Origin of the sequence: Nocardia inohanensis NBRC 100128, assembly GCF_001612945.1 — a bacterium.
Taxonomy (GTDB): domain Bacteria; phylum Actinomycetota; class Actinomycetes; order Mycobacteriales; family Mycobacteriaceae; genus Nocardia; species Nocardia inohanensis.
Genome location: NZ_BDBK01000001.1, coordinates 1,192,389 through 1,213,176, shown reverse-complemented (window position 1 = coordinate 1,213,176; position 20,788 = coordinate 1,192,389). Strand labels below are relative to the sequence as shown.

Sequence of the window (20,788 nt, the reverse complement as noted above, 5' to 3'; positions counted from 1 at the left end):
ACGCTCGAAACACCGCACGCCGAATCGGCTGTTCAACCTTTCGGATGCGGCCGCCGAATCCGGGGCACGTAAGATGGTCGGCGGTCGGCCTCGCACGCACTTCCGGCCGTCTCCGTCTACGCTCGAGGTCCTTTCGCCTATGACTCATACCGCCGACGCGGATTCGACCGCCGGATTCCTACATCCGGCGCTCTTTTATCGCGATGCGGCCGAATACCTGGCGGGGACGGTGGAATTCATCCGCGAGGGGCTGGAGCGGGGCGAGCCGGTCGCGGTCTCGGTGCCGACCGAGCAGCTGGCCCTGCTACGCACCGAACTCGGATCCGACGCCGCGGCGGTGCGATTGCTGGACATGACGGTCGAGGGCCGCAATCCCGGCCGGATCATCCCCGGCGTGCTGCGCGCTTTCGCCGACAAACATCCGAACGAGCGCGTGCGCATCATCGGTGAACCGATCTGGGCCACCCGATCCGCGCTGGAGTACCCGGCCTGCGTCCAGCACGAAGCCCTGATCAACGCCGCCTTCGCCGGCCGCGAAGTGACCATCCTGTGCCCCTACGACATCACCGCGCTCCCGCCCGAGATGACCGAGGACGCCTACGCGACCCACCCCACCGTCATCGACCGGGGCAGCGAAACCCCCAGCACCGCCTACGATCCCGACCGCATCGTCGCCTCCTACAATCGTCCCCTGCCGGCTCCCCCCGGCACGGCGCTGCACCTGCCCTTCGACGCCACCACCCTCTCCCGTGCCCGCCACCGCGCGGTCGACTTCGCCCGCCGATCCGGCGTCAGCCCGGACCGGGTCATCGATCTGGAACTGATCATCGGCGAGTCCACCGCCAATTCGGTGGTGCACGGCGGCGGTGGCGGAACCCTCACCCTGTGGCCCGACGGCCCCCACCTGTGCTGCCAGATAACCGATTCCGGCCACATCACCGATCCCCTCGCCGGCCGCCTGCCCCCACCCGCCCGCTCGCTCGGCGGCCGCGGCCTGCTACTCATCAACCAGCTCGCCGAACTGGTCCGCCTGCACACCGGCCCGGCCGGCACCACCCTGCGCATCTACCTCGCCCGCGCTTGACGGCCGGTTGACGAACGCGCCCGCGCGCGCGGCCGACGCCGCGGCCAGCGCCGCACGGCCGGGCAGGCCCGGGTCCGGCGGGGTGCGCAGGAGCACCAGTTCCTGGTAGAGCGGAGCGGTGGCGGCGACAAGCAAGGCGCGCGCGTCGGTGTGCGCCGACAGTTCCCCGCGCTCGATCGCGCGCCGGACGATGATCTCGGACTGGGAGTATCGGCTCTCCCACAGTCTGCGCAGGGCGCGCGCGGCCGCTTCGGAGCGAAACGACACCGCGATCAGCGCTACCGCGATCGACGGCTGTTCGGTCAGGGCGTGCTGAATTTCGTGTAAGAAATGAGCTGAATGCGTTCTCGCCCTGCCCATATCGCGATGATCGGCATCCCCGCCGTGAGTCACGTCCTGCCGAGCCTCGAGGTCATCCGCGAGCTGGTGACCCGCGGCCATCGGGTGACCTACGCCAACGATCCGGCCGTCGCCGAGCTGATCACCGACACCGGCGCGGAAATCCGCGCGTGCACCTCCACGCTGCCGGTCGCGGACAACAATTGGCCCGACGATCCCATCGCGGCCATGGATCTGTTCCTGGACAACGCGATTCAGGCCCTGCCGCAACTGCGAAGGGCCTATGACCGCGACCGTCCCGACCTCTACCTGTACGACATCGGCGCCTACGCCGCGCGCGCCCTGGCCGAGACACAGGGCCGGCCGCTGCTACAGCTGTCGCCCACTTTCGTGGCCTGGCAGGGCTACGAGCAGGAAGTGGCCGCGCAACTCCGGCAGCTGCCCGGCGCCGACGAACACCGATCCAAATTCGCGCGGTGGCTCACCGAAACCGGCACGACGACAACCGATGTGGACGAGTTCTCCGGGCCGCCCGGCCGGGCCCTTGCCCTGATTCCGCGCGCCATGCAACCCCACGGCAATCGCGTCGACACCGGCACGGTGACCTTCGTCGGCCCCTGCCTCGCCCCGCATCCCGGCGAATGGATACGGCCGGGCGACGCGGAGAAGGTCCTGCTGATCTCGCTCGGCTCGGCCTACACCCACCGGCCCGAGTTCTACCGGCACTGTCTGCGCGCGTTCGGCGACCTACCCGGCTGGCATGTGGTCCTTCAGATCGGCAAGTACACCGACCCGACCGAACTCGGCGATATTCCCGCCAACGTCGAAGTACACCAATGGGTCCCGCAACGTGCGATCCTGGCGCAGGCCGACGCTTTCGTCACCCACGCGGGGATGGGCGGATCCGGCGAGGGCCTGCTCGCGGGCGTGCCGATGATCGCCGTTCCGCAAGCCGCCGAACAATTCATGAACGCCGACCGGCTCGTCGAACTCGGCGTTGCCCGTCGCGTCGACACCCCGCAAGCCACCCCCGAAAACCTCCGGCAGGCACTCGACGAACTGATCTCCGACCCGGAAGTCGCTCTCCGCTCCGCGCAGCTGCGCGCCGCGACCATCGCCGAGGGTGGGACTCCCCGCGCAGCCGACCTGATCGAGAAGATGATCGGCGGAGTTTCCGCGGGCAGTCGGGGTGTTTCTCAGGGGTCGCAACACCTCGGGACCCATTAGGTACTGTGAGTGCCCAGGAGGTGGTCGGAGCGTGCGCGGGAGAATGACGCAGGTCAGGCAGGAGCGGCAGCGCGCTGTCGTGGCCGCCGCGGCGGGTTTGTTCGCCGCCTGCGGGTATCGGGCGGCGAGTATGGAAGAGATCGCCTGCCGGGCCGGGATCAGCAAACCGGTGCTGTACAAATCGTTTTCGAGCAAGCTCGAGCTGTATCTGGTGGTGCTGCACGACGCGTTGCAAGTACTGAACGAGACGCTCACCGCGGCGCTGGCGCCCGCCCAGGAAATGCGGTCGATCGTGGTGGCGACGGTGACCGCGTTGTTCGACTTCGCCGATGCCCATCCGCGCAGCGCCGCCCTGCTGGCCGGCGCCGCCGCGGTGGATGAGCCGTCCGCGCAGCGGGTGGCGCAACAGGCCGCGCGGATGTGCGCCGATGCGCTCGGAGAAGCCCTGTCCCGCTACCCGTTACCGCGCGCCGAGCGCGGCTGGTTGATCACGGCGGAACTGGTTGCGATCGCGCAATCGTGCGCCCGGGACTGGGTGGTCACCGGCAAGCCGTTGCCCAAACATGAGGCCATCGCCACGACGGCGGCACTGTGCTGGACCGGTCTCTCCGGTGTTCGGCTGGCGGCGCCCGAGCCGCGGGCGAAGGTTCCCGACACCCCGCAGTCCTGAGCCGCGCGCCCGGCTCAGGACTTGCTGGGTTCGTGTCCCACGCCGAGCCATTGGTTGGCGGTGTCGCGGAAGTCGTTGTAGGAGTGGGACTCGAAGCCGCGGATGACATCGGCGTAGAACGCGGTCTGCCGTGATGCGAGGCCGGCGTCGAGTTTGTCGATATCGGCATCGGGCGAAATGCGCACCAGGTAGGTGGGGCCGGCGATGCCGCTGACGCGGGGAATCGCGGGGCGGGCGAAGGCATTTCCGGGCGTGATCTCGCGCGGACCGTGCAGTAAGGCGTGCCGGGTCAGGTCATGGTGGCCGAGGGCGGCCTTGCTGATGTCGAGCAGCACGCCGCCCGTCGTCCAGATCGCGTACATCTCGTTCTCGCCGGTGGCGTGGTAGCCCCGGTCGATACTGTCGATCCATTCGGTGGCGCCCAGATGTTCGATCGACACCGCCACGGCGGTGCGGGCGACGATATCGGGGTGGCTGTCGATCCAGCCCCCGGCCTCGGGCAGGTCGTGGGTCATGTGCCCGGGCCATGCGGCGAACACCAGGGTTCGCCGGTAGCGCTGGGAATCCGGCAGGGAGGCGAAGTGCCGCGCCAGGTGCACCAGCGCCACGGCGCCGTTCTCCTCGAAGGCGTTCTGACCGTCGGTGTGGGTGTGCACGACCACCACTTCATCGCTCTCACCTGGTAGCACGGCCGTCACCGAACGCACTGTGGTGTCACGGTATTCGACTTCGAGGGTGAGCCGGGCGGTGGCCTTCTCCGCGCAGGCCCGGCGCAGCGAATTGCCGGTGTCGCGATCGACCACGAGGACCGGAAGTTCCTGTGGGCCACCACGATGCGGGGAGTAGTTCCCGCGCAATAGTTCCGCCGAGACGTCCTGCACCAGCACCACGCCTTCGACGCCGCGCGCCGCGAACTCGTCGAGCGCCGGGAACGACGACATCCACAGCCGCTTGTAGTCGATCTGCGCCCAGTCGAGCTGCGAGTGCCCCGGCCAGTGCAGATAGTCGGCCTGCGGCAGGAACACGCCGCCGACCAGCGGTAGCGGCGCCATCGCGTCCAATACCAGTATGGCTCCGTCCAAAGCCGAGCCCAGCTCGGCGATCCGGGCTCGGACCCAGGAGTCGAGGACGGCCGGATACTCGGCGAGGGCGGCGGTCAGCGCGCCGGGGTCGGTGCCGTTCACGCTCGGCAGCGGCACTCGCCCGGCGTGCACCAGCGGACCGGTGACACCGCCGGGAGGCGTCGCCGCCGCCCCGACCATGGTCGTTCCCACCGAGACCGGCCCCGGCATCGAGCCGCCGAGCACCTCGAGCCCGAACGCCCCCGCCATCCAACTCCGATGCGAGTACAGGTCGCTGGGCAGCAGTTGCAGTCCGGCCGAACGGAATTCGCCTTCGATCCAATCGCAGAACCGGTCGAGTCCCGGATATCCGGCGAGCCGTGGCCCGAGATCGGCCATGAACCCGTAGTCGGCGCGGATCTGCGCGGCGTCGGGCAACGAGACCACACCGCTTGCCGCGGCGGGTGTCGCACCGGCGCGGGCGGAGAATCCGAGGACCCCCGTCGCGACGCCCGCGACCGCCGCACCCAGGACGTTGCGGCGAGTCAACTTTCCCGCCGATACCAGGGACTCGTGCTTCATTTACCTGCCTTCGCATTGCCGACCGTGCACAGGTGCAGTGCATGCGGTCGTGAATCTGCTGCACCGGTGCCGACCGGTGCTCCACTGGGATTTTCAGTCCGGGGCTAGCTTACCATCCATTAAGTAAGCTAGTGTGCCTGATCACAGCGACCGGCGATCGGGGCGTACGTCACAACGACTCCGCGCATGCGGCGACGACAGCCTCGCTCCGCCGTCCTGTCCCCCGCCCGCACACGCGGGCAAGGCCGCCGTCATGCGACGGCCCGCCGCCGTCCACCCGGACGGCATCACGAAGATGAGGAACTCACATGAACATTCGTCGAGCGACGCTCACCGCCGCACTCCTCGCGACGAGCATCGTCACCACGACCGCGACCGCCGGTGCCACACCGCAATCCGAGCCGGAAGCCGTCACCTACCACGCGGGCCTGGAGGACCGGTCGGTCGTCACCACCCTCGACCACGGCCGCTTCACCCTCGCCGAGGACCAGCGCTCGGTGGCCGTCGTCGATATCGCCGGACAGGTACTCGATGCCTTGCCGCTCTCACTCAGCCTCGACGGGCAGCAGTTGCCGATTCGGTCGCAGGTCTCCGAGGACGGGCGCACCCTGCGGCTGACCCCGGATGTCAGCGCCATCGACCGCACGGCGCTGAAGCCGGTCGCCTCGCCGCTGGAGAACCAGCTGGCCATGAACGATCTGATCAACGCGGTCAGCCTCGGCACCTCGATCGGCAGCCTGATCGGCACCGCCATCGGCGCCGCTGTCGGCATCGGCGTCGGCTTCGCGGTGGCCGGCGCCTCCTGCCTGGTGCTCAGCATCGGCTGCGTGGTCGCGGTACTGCCGATCGTCAGCCTGGTCGGGGCGGCCGGCGGACTCGCGGGCCTGGTCATCGCCGGTGGCCCGACCGCCGCGTACGGCCTCTACGAGTACGTCTCGACGCTGCGCGCCGATCCGGGTCAGAGCAAGTACGCGGCGAACCTACAGGGCAAGCCGGGCATCCCGGCCGCCGCCACCGACGCGCCCCGCTGATCCGGCAATCGACGAGAGAGCTGTTGAAATGAACGTTCGCGCAACAACTTTGGCGGCGCTACTGGCAGCCGGCGCGGTCACCGTCGCGGCGGCGCCCGCCGGTGCCGACACCGCCCCCGAGGCCGCGTACCGCGCCGGTGTGGTGGGTGAGTCGGTGGTGGCCACCCTGGAGGAGGCGACCTTCGCCCTCGCCCCCGACGCGCGGTCGGTGCTGGTCCGCGACAGCGCCGGACAGCAGGTGATGGCACTGCCGCTCGCCTTCGAACTCGACGGCACACCGCATCCGATCGCGCACCGCATCGTCGACGCGGGCCGAACGCTGGTTCTCACCCCCGATCTGGGGCTGAAGCCGGTCGCCTCGCCGATGGAGAATCAGCTGGCGCTCAATGATTTCGCGAGCAATATGTCCAAGGGACCGTTGATCGGCACCATCGCCGGGACCGTGATCGGGGCGCTCGTCGGCGCCGCCATCGGCCTCGGTTCCTGCCTGCTGGTGGGCCCGGGCTGCCTGGCCACCACACCGGCCGCGATTGCCGCGTTCGCCGGCGCGGGCGGCCTGGCCGGAACCCTCGTCGCCGGCGGCGCGGCCCTGGCCGATGGCGCGTGGAAGTACCTGACCACGCTGCAAGCCGCCCCGGGAGCGAGCGCCTACGCCCAGCAGGACGGGTTGCTCGACCCGAACGGCACCGGCGTGCCGGACGCCAATCTGCGCTTGCCCAGCGGCTCCGCGAGTGGTCTGAAGGCCGGTTCGTCCGGCGGCTCCTCCCACTGATCGGGTCCGGGCCCAGCGCCTTCCGTCGCAACGGCCGATCGTCGCCTGATCGGTCGTTGCGCGGCAGCCGCTTTCGAACCGGCCTGCCGATCGCACGGCGGCGGCACCGGTAAAGTCAGCTCGAATCGACGGTACGAAGGGGGTACAGGGTGGCCCGGACGCTAGGGGCCGATCAGGCTGGGCACCTGGCCCGCGAGCGTATTCTGCGCGCGGCGCTGGAGTTGTTCGCCGAACGCGGATACGCGGGCACCTCCATCGCGGCCGTCGCCAAGCGGGCCGGGCTCTCCGCGCCGGGAGTGCTGCACCATTTCGGCGATAAGCGCGCCCTGCTGATCGCGGTCCTCGAAAGCGGTGAACAGCACGATCGGGATCGCGACGAGCCGGAGGGTTACGGCGATCGCACCGTGGCGGAAGCGCTGGAGTACATGGTGCGCACCGCCGAGCGCAATCTGAGCAATCGCGAGGTCATCCGGCTCGAGCACGTCTGCGCGCTGACGCCGGGCGACAGTGCCGAAGTGGCCTCGGAGTGGGCCCGCACCCGCTTGGCCCGCATGCGCACCGACATCGTCCTGCTCGGCGTTCGAGCCAAGGAGCGCGGGGAGTTGTCCGCCGATGTCGATATCGAGCACCTGGCTTCGCTGGTGACGGCGGCCTTCGTCGGGCTCGAGCATCAGTGGCTCGCCGATGAGAACTTCGACATGGTCGGCGGTATGCGGGCGTTCGCGCGCATGCTCGCGGTCGACCTCGGCCTGCCGGAGGCGCCGGGCCTCCGGTAGGGCTGCGGCGGTCTGCAATTGGGGCCGACCTATACCCAAACTGGCTTACTAATCATTAAGTCAGTTAGATTGACCGTCGCTGGTGTTCATCTCCCAGCCGAACCGCAAAGGAACGTCCATGTCCCATATTCGCCTCGGCGACCGACGCCGGCATCGGCTCGATCACGCGAGCAGGGCACCTCGATGACCACCCGCACCGCACCCACCGGCTTGGGCGCGCGATTCGGAATCACGCTGGGCGGGGCCAACTTCGGCCTCCAAATGGTGGTGCACTCGGTGCCCCACGTGCTGCTGGCCATGCAGATCGCCGACCTCGATCCGCGCGGTAAGGAACTACGGCTGGGCATCGCCACCGCCGTCGCGGCCCTGGTGGTGAGCGTGGCCCAGCCGCTGTGGGGCGCACTCTCCGATCGCACCCGCACCCGATACGGCCGCCGCTCCCCGTACATCCTGGGCGGCGCGCTGCTCTCCGGCGTCGGATTGCTGTCGCTGGCGGTGACCGATGACTTCCTGGGCTTGATCATCGCCTGGTGCGGGACGTCGGCGGCCTTCACCGCCACCAACGCCACCCTGATGTCCGCACTCCCCGACCGGGTTCCGGAATCCGCGCGCGGAATCTTCGCGGCGATCGCCGGGCTGGGCGGTATTCTCGGCGCGCTCTGCGGTCAGATCCTGATCTCGAAGCTAGCGGGCGGCGGGTACCTGCTCCCGTACGCGGTGGTGGCGCTCGTCTTCGCAGGCACGGCGGCGGTGTTCGTGCTGTTCTCCCCCGAGCCGGCCCCGAACACGACTGTCACGCAACGCTTCTCATTGCGCTCACTGTGGGTCGATCCGCGGCGGCACCCGGATTTCGCGTGGGTCTTCGCCAGCCGGCTGTGCACGCTCACCGGCTTCTTCATGGTCAACAGCTATCTGCTGTACATCCTGGCCGATCATCTGCACCTGGGTTCCGACGAGGCGCTACGGCAGCTGCCGGCGGTTTCCGCGGTGAGCGTTGTCACCGTCGTGGTTTCGCTTGTCCTCGCGGGCATCTGGTCCGACCGGGTGGGACGGCGCATACCGTTCGTGTTCTGGTCCGCGATCGTGATCGCGGGTGGTCTGCTCTCGGCGGGGTTCGCCAGGTCGATTCCGGCCATGCTGGGCTGTGTCGTGGTGTTGTCGGTCGGGTACGGCGTTTTCCGCGCGCTCGACGAAGCCTTGGTCTCGCTGGTGCTGCCGTCGCGGGAATCGGCGGCACAACATCTCGGCACCGCGCATCTGGCCACCAATATCTCGAATGCGGCCGCGCCCGCACTGGCCGGTGTGGTCATCAACTTCGGCGGCGGATACACCGCGTTCTTCCCGCTCGCCGCCGTCCTGGCTCTCCTGGGCGGGCTGTGTGTCCTGCCGGTCCGCTCGGTGCGGTAGCCGTTCATCGAAAGGGAATTCATGACTTCGCATCCTCTGGTCACGGAACTGACCGACGCAGAGAAGGCCGCGCTGTGTACCGGCGCGAGCTTCTGGGAGCTGATGGGCGTGCCACGGCTCGGCGTGCCGAGTATCTCGGTGGCCGACGGTCCCCATGGACTCCGTAAACAGGACCGGATCGTCGACAATCTCGGTATCGCCGAATCCAAGCCGGCCACCTGCTTCCCGACCGCCGCCGCCATGGCCTCCAGCTTCGATAGCGCCCTGCTCGAACGCGTCGGCGCGGCGCTGGCGGTCGAGGCGCGCGCGGAAGGGGTGTCGGTCCTGCTCGGTCCGGGGGTGAACATGAAGCGAACCCCCTTGTGCGGGCGTAACTTCGAGTACTTCTCCGAGGACCCGTACCTGGCGGGCAAGCTCGGGGCCGCCTTCGTGCGCGGCGTGCAGGGCGGCGGGGTCGGCGCTTCGGTGAAGCATTTCGCCGCCAATAACCAGGAATCCCATCGCATGACGGTGTCGGCCGAGGTCGATGAACGCACCCTGCGCGAAATCTATTTGCCCGCTTTCGAAACCGTGATCCGCGAGGCCGCGCCGTGGACGGTGATGTGCGCCTACAACCGGATCAACGGCACCTACTGCGCGGAGAACCACTGGCTGCTCAGCGAGGTGCTGCGCGCGGAGTGGGGTTTCGACGGCCTGGTCGTGTCGGACTGGCTCGCCGTGAACGACCGGGCGGCCGGGATCGCGGCCGGGCTCGATCTGGAGATGCCGCACAGCCCCGACGGTCCCGCCCGGGTCCTCGCGGCCTTGGAATCCGGTGAGCTGGATCGCGCCGATCTCGACCGTGCGGTGTCGCGGGTGCTGGAACTCATCGACCGGGCGAGCGCCGCGACCGGTCCGAGCGCGGTCGATGTTGACGCCCATCATGAACTCGCTCGCGCGGCGGCCCGGGAATCCGCTGTGCTGCTTCAGAATTCAGGAGCGCTGCCGCTGGCGGCCGGCGGTGCGCCGCTGGTCGTGGTCGGGCCGTTCGCGGAGACGCCGCGGTTCCAGGGTGCGGGCAGCTCGCGGGTGGTGCCGAACCGCCTGGACACTCCCCTGGCCGCCCTGCGTGCCGCGTTCCCAGATCGCCGCATCGACTACTTCGCCGACTACGACGCACAGGCGGCCGTCGCCGTCGCGGGTGCGGCGGACGCCATCGTCTTCGCGGGCCTGCCCGAGCAGGCCGAGTCGGAGGGTTTCGACCGCACGACTCTCGAATTGCCCGAAGACCAAACGGCTTTCCTCGACCGGGTCCGCGAACGTCGCGGCCGCCTGACGGTAGTGGTGCAGGCGGGTGCCGCGGTGACGATGCCGTTCGCCGCGCACGCGGACGCGATCCTGTTCGCCTGGCTGGGCGGGCAGGCCGGTGGCTCCGCCCTCGCGGACCTGCTGTCAGGTGCGCACTCCCCTTCCGGCAAGCTGGCCGAGACGCTACCCCTCGATCTGCGAAACACCCCGGCGCACACCAATTTTCCGGGCAACGGCAGCACGGTCGGCTACCACGAGGGCATCTTCATCGGCTATCGCTGGTACGAAGCCCACGGTCTGCCGACCGCTTTCCCGTTCGGGCACGGGCTCACCTACACCACTTTCGCGTACTCCGATCTCGACATCACCGTCGATTCCGCCGCCGCCACGGCCACCGTCGCCTTCACCATCACAAATACCGGATCGACGGCCGCCGCCGAGATCACCCAAATCTATGTGGCCGACCCGGAATCCGATCTGCCGCGCCCGGTTCACGAGCTCAAAGGGTTCGCACGCACCCATCTCGAACCAGGTGCGTCCCGCCGGGTCACCGTCGAACTCGACCGCCGCGCATTCGCCTACTGGCACCCCGACCGCGCCGACTGGCTGGTGGAGAGCGGTGAATTCACTATCGAGGTCGGCGCGTCCAGCGCGGATATCCGGCTGTCGCAGCCCATTCGGCTCGATGGCGAACCGTTGCGCCGCACGCTCACCGCGACATCCCCGACGGGAGCGTGGCTCACCGACCCCCAGGCCGGTCCCCGGGTGCGCGCGGTACTCGCCGAGGCCGCAGACGGCCTGGTCGGCGCCCTGCTCGACAACCCGCAGCTCGACCCCGGCCGCTATGAGATGTTGCTGAGCATGCCGCTGAACCGGCTCGGCCGGGTCAACTCGATCGATTTCGACACCCGGGCGCTCGCGGAAATCGCCGCACAACACTGACGCCGAGTGTGCCGCCGTTGACCCGCCCGCCTTCGCCCCGGCGCTGCGCGGGAGGGTTTCGGTGCAGCCCATGGGTTTTCCTCAGCGCCGGGAAGCGTGACGATGCTCAGCCGAGCAGGCCGGCCGAAAGCCCACCGGTCCGGCGGATCACCTCTACGATTGCGTAGCTGAGCGCACTCGAGGGGAGACACATGATGGTCGAATTCCTGCGACGTGGAACACGGCAGCTGGGCTACGAAGTGACCGGCACCGGCCCCACCATCGTGCTTTCACACGGACTCGCCGACTCCCGCGACACGTTCCGCCACCTCACGCCACTACTCGTCAAGGCCGGTTACCGAGTCGCCACCATAGATCTACGCGGACACGGCGATTCGACGCCGAAGTGGGACACCTACACCCAGGCCGACACCGCCGACGACATCGCCGCACTCATAGACCACCTCGGCGCACCCGCGGCCGTCGCCGGCTCGTCCTTCTCCGCCGGCGCCGCGGCAATCCTGGCCGCCGACCGCCCCGAACTGGTGAACGCCGTCATCCACCTCGGCCCCGCCACCCGCCCGGTCCGCCCCACCCGCGCCATGCTCCGCCCCGGCCACCTGCGCGGAATGATGCTGGTAGCAGCCACCATCGGCCTCCGCAGCCCGAAGTTGCTGCGCCGCTTCATGCGCGATGTCGCCTACGCCACCCACCGCCCGGACGACTTCGACCAATACCTCGAAAAACTGGTAACCACAATGTCCCAACCCGGCCGCATGGCCGCCGCAGCCGGCATGGCCATGGCACTCCAATCCCGCACCGCCGTAGACGCCCTCCCCCGCGTAACCCAACCGGCCCTCATCATCATGGGCACCCTCGACTCGGACTTCCCCGACCCCGCCGCCGAGGCCACAGCCATCGCCGCCCTACTCCCCGCCCCGCAGATCGTCATGATCCCCGACGCCGGCCACTACCCGCACGGCCAATTCCCCGACGAAGTCGCCGCCGCCATCCTCTCGTTCCTCGACAAGGACTCCGCCGCCCCGGAACAGAACTGAGCTGCTTACGCGGACACGCCTACGCGGTGGGCGAACTCCCTGAGGGTGTTTCGGCGATCGTGCTGCAAGAGCACGCCGACTACGGTGCGCAGCAGGGTTTGGTAGCGGACCCATTCTTTGCCTACGACGCGTTCCGCGGTCAGCAGCATGTCGAGGGCGAGCTGATACTGGCCCAATTGCACTGCTGCGGCGGCCTTGTCCACCAGATGGCGGCCCTGGGCGACCGGGGTGAGGCCGATTCCGCGGTTGGGCATCGCCTTCGCGGCGTTCAGTGCTTCGGCGAAGCGGTCGTTGGAGATATTGATGTCGACCGTCTGCATGACTTGCTGGCTCGGGCCGAAATCCGATTCGTACCATTTGGTGTCGCGGCCGATCCGTTCGGCGACGGCACCGGCTTCCTCGGTCAGTGCCAATGCCTCATGGACCTTCTGTGCTCGCCCGGCCGCGGTCGCACCCTGAAGCAGCAGGGCGCCGTGGACAGCCAGATCCTGTTCTGACACCGCGCCACGGGGTTCGATCGACGCGGCAGCCTTCAGTGCGACCGCGTGCGCTTCCTCGTGCCGGCCGGAGACCAGCAGTTGCCAGGAGACACTGCCGCGCAGTGCCGCGAGCAACAACTCGTCGTTGCCTTTTTCGGCTGCTTTCAACGCGTCGCGGATCGCGATCGAGGCCAGGTCCGGCTGGCCGAAGTGCACCAGTGCGCAACCCGCGACCCAGTTGATGCGCGCGAGTTGCTCATGAGCCGAGGCGATCTCGTTGCCCTGCGCGGCGTGCGCGGCGGCGCGTACCTCCGATATGCCCGACGGCAGCAACCCGGCCAGTAGTTCGAACCTGCCGAACGAGTATGCGCCCCAGGCCCTCTCGACGGTCCGCTGTGCGTCGGACAGCGACACCGGAGGGTCCTCGTCCGATCCGGGCATCAGATCGCCGACCGGCGTCAGCGCGCGGCGGATGGCGACGATGCCGGCATCCGGATCGGCGGAGGGAAGACTGTTCTTGGTACCGAGCAGATCCCGCAGGTCGACGTCGAGCGCTCTCGCGATCCGCTGCAAGACCGGGATCGAGGGCGTCTTCCGGTCCTGTTCGATCTGCGAGACCATCGACTTGCTGATACCGACCAGTTCGGCGAGTTCGCCTTGTGTGAGTGCCCTACCGCGTCGGCGCTTGATGCGTTCGCCGAGTGATTCTTCCATTCCTGGTTCCTTCGGCTGGTCCCCCGGCTTCGAGCGTACCGATCCGGCGGCGTAGGAGTAACACCCTCGGTGCCACCTCGCCCGCCGCGCCCGGACTTACCTTCGAATGGCCCGACGCAGATCCAGGCGCGCGTCCGCCGGCTGAAACGCCGCGTGGAGATTCGCCGATAAGCCCAAGGTGGTAACCCATGGCTTTCACTGAGTCCGAGGCGAAAGTTCTTGATGCACTGTCGGTTCTGGGACCGGCGTGCACATTGTCCGTTCCGCAGCTGCGTCGCGCGACCGGGCTGCCCGAGACCTCGATTCACCGAGCTCTGTTGCGGCTGTCCAGAACTGGGCTCGCGGTGGGGACTCGTGAGGGTCCGGTGGGGTGGTGCAGTACGGCGCGTGGGCGTATCGCGATCACCCGGCCGGTGTATCGCGAGTACATCGGAGCGCATTCATGACCGGCCGGGTGATCGGGTTTCTTCGCAAGGACGTGTCGGGCGCATCGTGGGCGCGGGACCAGACCCGCCTCTACGGTTTCGCTGCCGAGCACGGATGGTCGGTGACCCTGGTCTACCAGGGTGATTCGGACCGTCCCGGCGGCCGGGTGATCAATCGCCTGATGAACCTCGCCTACAACGCGGACGTCGGTCAGATCATCGCGCCGAGCATCGATCACTTCGAGGACGGCGATATCCCGGCCCTGATCAAGATCGCGGATGTGATCTGCGCGGACACCGGCGTCAGATACTCCACCTCCGCGAGCCGGCTGCCCTGACCCGCATCGGACGCGGCCCCGGTTTCACTCGCGACAGGCGGGGTAAAAAGCGATCATGACCGTGACACACGAGGCTCTCACCAGTCGGACCTTCGGATCGCGCTCGCTGCCGGGCGTCGACGCGTCGTTCACTCGGCGCCGGGACGACCGTCTCGTACGCGCGCAGGCCCGGCTGGCCGCGCTCGCCGGTGGCTCCGCGCTCACCGCTGCCACGCTCGTCGCTTCGATCCCGCTCCAGTTCTAGCCCTCCGGCGCGACCGCCGAAGCCCGGAAGCGGCGCAGACCTCGTTGCAGCAGGGTGAGGTTCCAGAGGCTCTGGGGTGTGCGCCGCGGGTCGATCAGTTCGTTCTCCGCCAGCGGGCTGTCCTCGTCCTCGACGGTCTCCGGGTCGAAACGCACGAGGCTGCGGCCGGGCTTGCGCAGGGCTTCGACGGTTTCGAGCAGTGAGCCTGTGGCGGAGAGGGTTTCGTCGAATGCGGCGGGTGCGACGTCCAGGTGTTCACACAGCAGCTGCCTGCGGATATCGAGGATGGTTTCGCGGAGTTCGGCGGCGTCGGGGGTGGCGTCGGTGACCTCCACGATCAGATCGCACTCGGTGTCGAACCCCATCGAGCGGTTGTTCAGGTTGGAGGAGCCGACCCGCAGGACGCGGTCGTCCATCACCAGTACCTTGGCGTGGACGTAGACGGGCGCGCCGCCCTCGGTGACGGGGTAGTAGACGCCGAGCCGGTTTCCGGTGTCGGCTTCCCAGAGCAGGTGCAGCAGCCGGCGGCGGGCGCCGTCCATCGCCTGCTGTTCGAGCCAGCCGTCGGCGTGCCGGGGCAGTACCAGAACCACTTGCGGGCCTTCGGGTTCGCGCAGGCGGGCGGCGAGCGCCTCGGCCAGGGTGCGGGAGGCCAGGTATTGGCTCTCGATGTAGAGCGAGCGGGTGGCGTTCGCGATGACCGCCAGGTAGAACGCTTCGATCTCCCGGACTTCGATCCGGTCGGCATGCGCGGGAAGGGTTCTGGCGATGCCGACGTCGACGGCGCGCATGGTCGGCTCGAGGCCGCGCGGCCACGGAACCCCGCCGATCTCGCCGACGGGTTCGAGTACTTCTCCCGTCGCGGCCTGCCAGCGGGCACGAGCCAGGTCGCCCATGGCGCGCGCCGCGGCACCGTCGACGGCGGTGGTCGCGTCATGCCAGGGCCCGTAGGAATTACCGTTGGGCTCGGTGCGATAGTGGTTCACATCACGGTGATCGCTTGTGTCCCAACGATCCACGGTCATGTCGATACCGCCGCAGAACGCCAGCGCGTCGTCGATCACCACGATCTTCTGATGATGCGCCGATCCGATCGGATGCGCGCCGTCGATCTCGAGATGCAACCGGCGATCGGTCATCCAATTGATCACGAAGATCGGCGTCATGCCCCGCCCGATCGCCGCGAACGCCCCGATATTCCACTTCAGCAGGTAGATGTCGAGATCCGGCCGGCGCCTGGGCAACCAGGCCAGAAACCTGCCCAGTGTCTCGGGCCCCGACAGGGTCTTGCCCTGCGGTTCGAATTTGATCCTGGTGTCGAAGTCCCAGCCGATCAGCACGATTCGCTTGCGCGCCTGCAACATCGCGGATTTGACGTGCCGGAAGTAGTCGGCCGCGTCGACGATGCAGGCCAGTCGGTCCGCTCGGGCGAGCTGCCAGCAGGTCTCGCCGGGCACGAGAACCGGTCGAACATCGCCCATCCTGGTCTCCCGCCTGCCCCACGCCCGCCTCGAACCCCAACATTCCAGACAGTACCGTCCCGTGGCATCGGGAGTCGGGCAAGCGTCGGCCGTGCGCGCCGCGCGGGGTCAGCGAAATGCCGAGCGCGCGGTCGGCGCCAGCCGTCGTTGCTCGATGGGCCCGCTGAGCCGATCGTGCAGCTCAGGCAGCAGTTCGCGCGCCCATTCCGGTGCGCCTTCCAGTTCATTCAGATGCGATTGCAACTGGTCGGTGTTCTCGAAGCGGGCGAACCAGGTCAGGGTGTGACCGGTACGCACCGGCATCGGGAACTCGTTCGGCGTCTGCTCGGTCACATAGACCGCGATCGGGTCGGCTCCGGCCTTGCGCAGCACCGGTTGCAGCCGGGAGGCGAAGAAGTCCGCGAATCCGGCACCGGAATCCCGCAGCGGGTAGACGGTGACCAGCAGCCGCGTATCCGGGAGTTCGGTGGCCCCCGGGTCCGGCCGCGGAGCGAGGCCGGGGAATCCGGAGTCCGCGGTCAGCGGGCGCAGCAGCAGCACGTCGCTCACGTCACGGAGCAGGCCGGTGGCGTGCGCGCCGTGGGCTCGCCAAGCCGCGCTGTCGACATAGAAGGCGGTCAGCGCTGCGGCCCGACGTGTCATGTCGGGAAACGAGCGCAGCCAGGCGAATCGGTCCGGATCATCCTCGTCACGGAACTGGCCCAGTACGCTGATCCCCTCTGCCTCTTGCGATTCCAGGAACTCGCCGTCGAACAAGGTGACGAGTTCGTCGCATGCGCCGGGCTGGGTGAGGTACTGCCGCAACTCGATCAGCGGGTGTGCGCGCTCGGTCATGATGGAGTGCTCCTGTCGAAATCGCCGGTGCCGCCGGTCATCTGCCCCGTGACCGCCCAGCGCACGCACCGGCGCAGGATGGCGCGATACGCGGGCACCGTCCAACTCCCCAGATCCACCTGTCCCAGATCATCGACGCCGAGATCTTGCAGGTCGTAGCGGCCGCGACAGTGCCCGAGCGTGAAGTAGCAGACCGTGCCGGCTTCGTGTTCCTTGAGATACAGCACCGGCCGGGGCTCGTCGATGCTGGTGTGTCCCTCCTCGAATCCTGGTGCCTCGCCGACGAATCGGGTGTGCGCCAGGACCCGCAGCGGTGGATGCAGTTCGCTGATGTAGAGCTCGTCGGCGACCTCGAACGCGTCGATGCCCGCGAGGAAGGGGTGGCCCGGTTCGGTCGGCTCCACCAGATAGGGGGCGATCGGCGGGTGCCCGAGGAACTGGCTACCCAGCAGCCGCGGCAATTCGCCGAGGGTGCGCGGCGTGGCGAATCGGTTGGGCCCGATGGGTTCGATCGCGGAGTTGGTGCCGTGCAGCGCCAGCCAGCGCCCACCGCGAGCGAGGAACTCGGACAGCGCTTTTCGTTCCACGGCCGTGGGCACGATGTTGCAGGTGTAGGTGATCAGCAGGTCCGCACCCGCGAGGGCGTCGGCGCAGTCGTAGTCTTCGTACACCCGGGTCCGGACCTGCTCGTAAGCCGCGAGTTCGGTCAGCAATCGCAGTCTGGCGTAGTCGAAGTCGTGCCAGCGGCCACCGCACACCAGGACGGCGTCGGTACGGCCCGCGGGTCCGGACATGGTGGTATTCCTCGGTTCTCGCGGTTCAGTAGTCGAAGCGGTTGGTGAAGCCGCCGTCGATCACCAGGTTGACGCCGGTGACATGCCCCGCGATCGGTGAGGCCAGGTAGGTGACCGCGTTGGCGACGTCCTCGGCCGTGGCCAGCTTGCCCAGCGCGCTGGCTGCGACCGCGCCCTCGAACAGCGGTGGGATCGAGGTGCGGATGCTGTCCCACACCCCGCCTTCGAAGAACACCGGGCCCGGCGACACCGCGTTCACACGGATGCCTTGGGGCCCGAGCTGCCGAGCCTGCGCCGAAACATGTTGCAGCATGGCCGCTTTCAACGCGCCGAAGCTGTTGGCGGTCGGCAGGATGCCGGCTTCCAGAGCCGAGGTGCTGGCGACCGCGACCACGGCCCCGTGCCCACCGGACGCGAGCGCGGGAGTCGCGGCTTCGATGAGCGTGACCAGGCTCATCAGATCGGTCCGGAAATTGGCGGCCCACGCATCGGGTCCTTCGCCGACCGAGGCCGAGGCATTGGCCACCACGATGTCCACCCCGCCGAGCGCTTCGGCGGTCTCTCCGACGAACGCGGTCAATGCGGCGGCGTCTGCGACATCGAGGGCCTGGTGGAAGACCGTCCCGCCCTGCGCGCTCAATTGCGTGGCCACCGCGTCGAGCGCTTCGGCGTCCCGCGCGCAGATACTCACCGACGCGCCCTCTGCCAGTAATGTTTTGGCGATCGCGAGCCCGATACCCCGGCTGCCGCCGGTGATGAGAGCGCGCTTGCCTTTGAGATTCAGATCCATGTCGAACTTTCCTTCTCGCTACCGCGGCCCGGATCGACCGCGGGACTTACAGATCGAGGACGCCCAGCGTGGTGCCGACGGGATAGTCGGTGTCCTGCTCGGCGGCGCCGTAGCGCAGCACGCCGTCGGCCGGGGAGGGGATCTCGGTCTCGACTTTGTCGGTGCCGACCGAGTACAGCGGCTCCCCCGCTTCGACGCTGCCGCCGTCGGGCACCAGCCAGCCCATGAAGGTGCCCTCGGTCATCGACACGTCGAGCTTGGGCATCTTGATTTCCATCGAATTCGCTTTCCTTACCGAGTTTTTCCAGGAACCAGGCGCAGTGCCCGGCTCGGGCAACCAGCCACCGCCGCCTCCGCCGCGCCGGTGAGTTCCGGCGGGATCGCACCGCCCGGCGTGTGCACGGTGCCGTCATCGCCGACGGTGAACAGCTCGGCGGCGAGCGATTCGCAGATGCCGTGCCCGACACAGAGTTCGCGATCCACCGCCACTTCCCTCGCCACCGGTCCGCTCACCGGGTGAGCACCGTGCAGCCGCTGAGCCCGGGCGCACCGTAGACGTGGGAGAACGCGACCGCGGGCCGGCCGGGCACCTGGCGCGCCCCCGCGGCGCCGCGCAGTTGCAGCACGTTCTCGTGGATCTGCCGCAGCCCCGACGCGCCGATGGGTTCCCCGTTGGCCAGGCAGCCGCCGTCGGTATTGACCGGCAGCGCCCCGCCGATCTCGGTGACGCCGTTGTCGATCAGTTCGGTCTGCTCCCCGTGCGCGCACAAACCGGTCTCGGCCATATGAATGAGTTCCGCGCCCGCGTCTGTGTCCTGGAGTTGTGCGACATCGACGTCGGCGGGACCGATTCCGGCCAGCTCGAACGCGGCCCGGGCGGCGTCCACCGTCGGGCTGTCGCCGCGCTCGATCGACAGCGACGGGCTGAGCACCTCGAACGATCCCGGCTTGCGGGTACGCACCGCGGTCGCGGCCACATAGACCGGGTCCGGCCGATATCGCCTGGCGTGTTCGGCATTACAGAGCACCAGCGCGGTCGCACCGTCACCGGGCGAGCACAGCATGTACTGGCGCAGCGGGTCACTCAGCAGCAGCGAATTGTCGATTTCCTGCTCCGACAACGCCTTACGCCGCCACGCGTTCGGGTTCGACGAGCCGTTGCGGAATGCCTTGGCCGCCACCGTGGTCAGCAACCGGGGCGGCAGCGCGTGCTCGTGCAGGTAGCGCTGGATCTTCAATGCGAAGAACTGGGATGTCATGGCCAGGCCGGTGGCGCCGTACCATTGACCCAATCCCATCTCCTCGGCCCGGATGGCGAACGCGCCGCGCGGATGGGAATCGAATCCGACGACCAGCGCCAGTTCCGCGACACCGGCCGCGATCGCGTGCACGGCGGAACTCAGCGAACTACTGCCCGTGGCACAACCGTTGAACACGTTGAGGAACGGCACCCCGGTCAGCCCCAGCTCCGAAACCAGGGTGTCGGCGGGTCCGGCGGACATGCTGCCGCCGACCGCGTAGTCGATATCGCGCCATGCCACCGAGGCGTCCGCGAGCGCCAGCCCGATGGCTCGCACGGCTTCGCGCCGCACGGTGGTGTCCTGGTAGCGCCCGAACGGGGTGCACCCGATGCCGATCACGGCGACCTCGTTCACCATCACCGACCTCCTTCCGGGACGGGAGCGAAGGCGAAGGTGGTCGCCGGTTCGCCACAGTGCGTGAGCACTTCGAGCGCGGTCACCCGCATCGGCATGCCGATCCGCAGTTTCGCGGCGTCGGCTTCGGTCAGCAGGGCTTCGACGATCACCTCGCCGGGCAGCTCCACATAGCCCACCCCGAACGCCGCGAACTCCTCGGCGCGCCGGACATACGGTGGGCTCGGTGGCTGAAACCGCTGTACCGTCCAGCTCCAGAGCACTCCTTCGGTCGCCAGACGCACTGTGCCGGTGTCGGTTCCGCCGCACCGCCGGCACGAGTCCTGGGGCGGGAAGTTCGTTTCGCCGCAGGTGGCGCATCGGCAGCCGAGCAATCGGAGCCCGTTCTCGTCCAGTTCCATGATTTCCGGATCGATCGGCCTGGCTGTCATGACCGGTCACCTCCTCCACTGTCATTGCGGGGTGCGGGACGAACCCCGCGTTTGTGCACCACCACGTCGCCGTACACCGCGGCTTGGCATGCCAGCCGGACCGGTCCGGATCTGCGGCCGAGGGTGGCGCTCAGTTCGGTAATGGCTTGTGCCTCGATGGCTTCGGGGGCCGACAGGCATTCTGGATGTTCGAGTACCTCGACGAAGCACACCCGGCAATCCCCCTTGCCGCCGCAGACGGTCGGCCAGCGATAGCCCGCCGCCACCCCGGCGGTCATGATCGGTTGCCCCGGGCGGGCGGAGAACCGGATACCGGAGGGCCGCACCGTCACGGTGTGACAGCGCCGCGAGTTCGCCTGCGCTACAGCCGCGTTCATGGCGGTTCCAT

At 68.4% G+C, this 20,788-nt stretch carries 24 protein-coding genes; 12 read left to right on the top strand and 12 right to left on the bottom strand.

The genetic code is table 11. The features are described from left to right. Window positions 1–139: 139 nt before the first annotated feature. Window positions 140–1,084, top strand: a complete 945-nt coding sequence (locus tag NI1_RS05945) for a sensor histidine kinase (RefSeq protein WP_067814712.1) — start codon at window positions 140–142, stop codon at window positions 1,082–1,084. Here NI1_RS05945 and NI1_RS36975 read toward each other — a convergent pair. Then, complete coding sequence (locus NI1_RS36975) at window positions 998–1,444, bottom strand: TetR-like C-terminal domain-containing protein (protein WP_245663083.1); 447 nt, start codon at window positions 1,442–1,444, stop codon at window positions 998–1,000. The genes NI1_RS05945 and NI1_RS36975 overlap by 87 nt on opposite strands. Between NI1_RS36975 and NI1_RS05935 the strand changes: the two genes are divergently transcribed. Continuing rightward, entirely contained in the window at window positions 1,424–2,650 is a 1,227-nt protein-coding gene (locus tag NI1_RS05935; RefSeq protein WP_067814710.1) for a macrolide family glycosyltransferase, read from the top strand. The genes NI1_RS36975 and NI1_RS05935 overlap by 21 nt on opposite strands. Window positions 2,651–2,693: 43 nt before the next feature. Next, on the top strand, window positions 2,694–3,320 hold the full coding sequence (locus NI1_RS05930; protein ID WP_084522570.1) for a TetR/AcrR family transcriptional regulator: 627 nt from the start codon (window positions 2,694–2,696) through the stop codon (window positions 3,318–3,320). A gap of 14 nt (window positions 3,321–3,334) precedes the next feature. On the opposite strand, the gene NI1_RS05925 is transcribed toward NI1_RS05930, so the two are convergent. Then, the gene (locus tag NI1_RS05925) at window positions 3,335–4,963 is read right to left on the bottom strand and encodes a zinc-binding metallopeptidase family protein (protein ID WP_067814708.1); all 1,629 of its coding nucleotides are present in this window, start codon (window positions 4,961–4,963) and stop codon (window positions 3,335–3,337) included. A gap of 308 nt (window positions 4,964–5,271) precedes the next feature. Here NI1_RS05925 and NI1_RS05920 point away from each other — a divergent pair, with 308 nt between their 5' ends. The 6 genes from NI1_RS05920 to NI1_RS05895 all read left to right on the top strand — a co-directional run bounded on the left by NI1_RS05920 (window position 5,272) and on the right by NI1_RS05895 (window position 12,215). Next, window positions 5,272–5,994, top strand: a complete 723-nt coding sequence (locus NI1_RS05920; protein WP_067814706.1) for a DUF8020 domain-containing protein — start codon at window positions 5,272–5,274, stop codon at window positions 5,992–5,994. A gap of 28 nt (window positions 5,995–6,022) precedes the next feature. Continuing rightward, a complete protein-coding gene (locus NI1_RS05915) occupies window positions 6,023–6,766 on the top strand; it encodes a DUF8020 domain-containing protein (protein ID WP_157534948.1) in 744 nt (247 codons plus the stop codon). A gap of 149 nt (window positions 6,767–6,915) precedes the next feature. Beyond that, the gene (locus NI1_RS05910; RefSeq protein WP_067814702.1) at window positions 6,916–7,542 is read left to right on the top strand and encodes a TetR family transcriptional regulator; all 627 of its coding nucleotides are present in this window, start codon (window positions 6,916–6,918) and stop codon (window positions 7,540–7,542) included. Window positions 7,543–7,725: 183 nt separating this feature from the next. Beyond that, on the top strand, window positions 7,726–8,949 hold the full coding sequence (locus NI1_RS05905; protein WP_067814700.1) for an MFS transporter: 1,224 nt from the start codon (window positions 7,726–7,728) through the stop codon (window positions 8,947–8,949). A gap of 21 nt (window positions 8,950–8,970) precedes the next feature. Continuing rightward, window positions 8,971–11,178: a glycoside hydrolase family 3 N-terminal domain-containing protein gene (locus NI1_RS05900; protein ID WP_067814698.1), complete on the top strand. Its 2,208-nt coding sequence runs from the start codon at window positions 8,971–8,973 to the stop codon at window positions 11,176–11,178. 191 nt (window positions 11,179–11,369) lie between these two features. Next, a complete protein-coding gene (locus NI1_RS05895; protein ID WP_084522568.1) occupies window positions 11,370–12,215 on the top strand; it encodes an alpha/beta fold hydrolase in 846 nt (281 codons plus the stop codon). 5 nt (window positions 12,216–12,220) lie between these two features. Here the strand turns inward: NI1_RS05895 and NI1_RS05890 are convergent, their stop codons facing one another. Next, entirely contained in the window at window positions 12,221–13,408 is a 1,188-nt protein-coding gene (locus NI1_RS05890; protein WP_067814696.1) for a helix-turn-helix domain-containing protein, read from the bottom strand. 188 nt (window positions 13,409–13,596) lie between these two features. On the opposite strand from NI1_RS05890, the gene NI1_RS40080 reads away from it, so the two are divergent. Genes NI1_RS40080 through NI1_RS05880 form a run of 3 tightly spaced genes read left to right on the top strand, consistent with a single transcriptional unit; the run spans window position 13,597 to window position 14,415 of the window. Then, the gene (locus NI1_RS40080) at window positions 13,597–13,854 is read left to right on the top strand and encodes a helix-turn-helix domain-containing protein (protein WP_157534947.1); all 258 of its coding nucleotides are present in this window, start codon (window positions 13,597–13,599) and stop codon (window positions 13,852–13,854) included. Beyond that, window positions 13,851–14,171, top strand: a complete 321-nt coding sequence (locus tag NI1_RS05885) for a hypothetical protein (protein WP_067814695.1) — start codon at window positions 13,851–13,853, stop codon at window positions 14,169–14,171. The genes NI1_RS40080 and NI1_RS05885 overlap by 4 nt, the downstream gene beginning before the upstream one ends. A 55-nt stretch (window positions 14,172–14,226) precedes the next feature. Continuing rightward, window positions 14,227–14,415, top strand: coding sequence for a hypothetical protein (locus tag NI1_RS05880; RefSeq protein ID WP_067814692.1), 189 nt, complete (start codon window positions 14,227–14,229; stop codon window positions 14,413–14,415). On the opposite strand, the gene NI1_RS05875 is transcribed toward NI1_RS05880, so the two are convergent. The 9 genes from NI1_RS05875 to NI1_RS05835 all read right to left on the bottom strand — a co-directional run bounded on the left by NI1_RS05875 (window position 14,412) and on the right by NI1_RS05835 (window position 20,777). Then, window positions 14,412–15,896, bottom strand: coding sequence for a phospholipase D-like domain-containing protein (locus NI1_RS05875; RefSeq protein ID WP_067814690.1), 1,485 nt, complete (start codon window positions 15,894–15,896; stop codon window positions 14,412–14,414). The two genes, NI1_RS05880 and NI1_RS05875, sit on opposite strands and share 4 nt — an antisense overlap. Before the next feature lie 108 nt (window positions 15,897–16,004). Continuing rightward, window positions 16,005–16,730: an NIPSNAP family protein gene (locus tag NI1_RS05870; RefSeq protein ID WP_067814688.1), complete on the bottom strand. Its 726-nt coding sequence runs from the start codon at window positions 16,728–16,730 to the stop codon at window positions 16,005–16,007. Beyond that, complete coding sequence (locus NI1_RS05865) at window positions 16,727–17,524, bottom strand: ThuA domain-containing protein (RefSeq protein WP_067814686.1); 798 nt, start codon at window positions 17,522–17,524, stop codon at window positions 16,727–16,729. Before NI1_RS05865 ends, NI1_RS05870 begins: the two co-directional genes overlap by 4 nt. 25 nt (window positions 17,525–17,549) lie before the next feature. Then, window positions 17,550–18,314, bottom strand: coding sequence for an SDR family NAD(P)-dependent oxidoreductase (locus NI1_RS05860; protein WP_067814684.1), 765 nt, complete (start codon window positions 18,312–18,314; stop codon window positions 17,550–17,552). 46 nt (window positions 18,315–18,360) lie between these two features. After that, window positions 18,361–18,591, bottom strand: a complete 231-nt coding sequence (locus tag NI1_RS05855; protein WP_067814682.1) for a biotin/lipoyl-containing protein — start codon at window positions 18,589–18,591, stop codon at window positions 18,361–18,363. 14 nt (window positions 18,592–18,605) lie between these two features. Beyond that, complete coding sequence (locus NI1_RS05850) at window positions 18,606–18,827, bottom strand: ferredoxin (protein WP_245663082.1); 222 nt, start codon at window positions 18,825–18,827, stop codon at window positions 18,606–18,608. Beyond that, on the bottom strand, window positions 18,824–19,972 hold the full coding sequence (locus NI1_RS05845) for a thiolase family protein (RefSeq protein WP_067814678.1): 1,149 nt from the start codon (window positions 19,970–19,972) through the stop codon (window positions 18,824–18,826). Before NI1_RS05845 ends, NI1_RS05850 begins: the two co-directional genes overlap by 4 nt. Beyond that, window positions 19,972–20,400, bottom strand: a complete 429-nt coding sequence (locus NI1_RS05840; RefSeq protein WP_067814675.1) for a Zn-ribbon domain-containing OB-fold protein — start codon at window positions 20,398–20,400, stop codon at window positions 19,972–19,974. Before NI1_RS05840 ends, NI1_RS05845 begins: the two co-directional genes overlap by 1 nt. Next, entirely contained in the window at window positions 20,397–20,777 is a 381-nt protein-coding gene (locus NI1_RS05835) for a 2Fe-2S iron-sulfur cluster-binding protein (protein ID WP_245663081.1), read from the bottom strand. Before NI1_RS05835 ends, NI1_RS05840 begins: the two co-directional genes overlap by 4 nt. Window positions 20,778–20,788: the final 11 nt, after the last annotated feature.

What these genes read in the sequence shown, in the direction of transcription:
- NI1_RS05925 (WP_067814708.1), bottom strand. Translation starts at nt 4,963, where the DNA reads ATGAAGCACGAGTCCCTGGTATCGGCGGGAAAGTTGACTCGCCGCAAC.
- NI1_RS05935 (WP_067814710.1), top strand. Translation starts at nt 1,424, where the DNA reads ATGCGTTCTCGCCCTGCCCATATCGCGATGATCGGCATCCCCGCCGTG.
- NI1_RS05855 (WP_067814682.1), bottom strand. Translation starts at nt 18,591, where the DNA reads ATGGAAATCAAGATGCCCAAGCTCGACGTGTCGATGACCGAGGGCACC.
- NI1_RS05860 (WP_067814684.1), bottom strand. Translation starts at nt 18,314, where the DNA reads ATGGATCTGAATCTCAAAGGCAAGCGCGCTCTCATCACCGGCGGCAGC.
- NI1_RS05900 (WP_067814698.1), top strand. Translation starts at nt 8,971, where the DNA reads ATGACTTCGCATCCTCTGGTCACGGAACTGACCGACGCAGAGAAGGCC.
- NI1_RS05835 (WP_245663081.1), bottom strand. Translation starts at nt 20,777, where the DNA reads ATGAACGCGGCTGTAGCGCAGGCGAACTCGCGGCGCTGTCACACCGTG.
- NI1_RS05870 (WP_067814688.1), bottom strand. Translation starts at nt 16,730, where the DNA reads ATGACCGAGCGCGCACACCCGCTGATCGAGTTGCGGCAGTACCTCACC.
- NI1_RS05895 (WP_084522568.1), top strand. Translation starts at nt 11,370, where the DNA reads ATGATGGTCGAATTCCTGCGACGTGGAACACGGCAGCTGGGCTACGAA.
- NI1_RS05845 (WP_067814678.1), bottom strand. Translation starts at nt 19,972, where the DNA reads ATGGTGAACGAGGTCGCCGTGATCGGCATCGGGTGCACCCCGTTCGGG.
- NI1_RS05945 (WP_067814712.1), top strand. Translation starts at nt 140, where the DNA reads ATGACTCATACCGCCGACGCGGATTCGACCGCCGGATTCCTACATCCG.
- NI1_RS05920 (WP_067814706.1), top strand. Translation starts at nt 5,272, where the DNA reads ATGAACATTCGTCGAGCGACGCTCACCGCCGCACTCCTCGCGACGAGC.
- NI1_RS05905 (WP_067814700.1), top strand. Translation starts at nt 7,726, where the DNA reads ATGACCACCCGCACCGCACCCACCGGCTTGGGCGCGCGATTCGGAATC.
- NI1_RS05865 (WP_067814686.1), bottom strand. Translation starts at nt 17,524, where the DNA reads ATGTCCGGACCCGCGGGCCGTACCGACGCCGTCCTGGTGTGCGGTGGC.
- NI1_RS05890 (WP_067814696.1), bottom strand. Translation starts at nt 13,408, where the DNA reads ATGGAAGAATCACTCGGCGAACGCATCAAGCGCCGACGCGGTAGGGCA.
- NI1_RS05880 (WP_067814692.1), top strand. Translation starts at nt 14,227, where the DNA reads ATGACCGTGACACACGAGGCTCTCACCAGTCGGACCTTCGGATCGCGC.
- NI1_RS05885 (WP_067814695.1), top strand. Translation starts at nt 13,851, where the DNA reads ATGACCGGCCGGGTGATCGGGTTTCTTCGCAAGGACGTGTCGGGCGCA.
- NI1_RS05875 (WP_067814690.1), bottom strand. Translation starts at nt 15,896, where the DNA reads ATGGGCGATGTTCGACCGGTTCTCGTGCCCGGCGAGACCTGCTGGCAG.
- NI1_RS05930 (WP_084522570.1), top strand. Translation starts at nt 2,694, where the DNA reads ATGACGCAGGTCAGGCAGGAGCGGCAGCGCGCTGTCGTGGCCGCCGCG.
- NI1_RS05915 (WP_157534948.1), top strand. Translation starts at nt 6,023, where the DNA reads ATGAACGTTCGCGCAACAACTTTGGCGGCGCTACTGGCAGCCGGCGCG.
- NI1_RS36975 (WP_245663083.1), bottom strand. Translation starts at nt 1,444, where the DNA reads ATGGGCAGGGCGAGAACGCATTCAGCTCATTTCTTACACGAAATTCAG.
- NI1_RS40080 (WP_157534947.1), top strand. Translation starts at nt 13,597, where the DNA reads ATGGCTTTCACTGAGTCCGAGGCGAAAGTTCTTGATGCACTGTCGGTT.
- NI1_RS05840 (WP_067814675.1), bottom strand. Translation starts at nt 20,400, where the DNA reads ATGACAGCCAGGCCGATCGATCCGGAAATCATGGAACTGGACGAGAAC.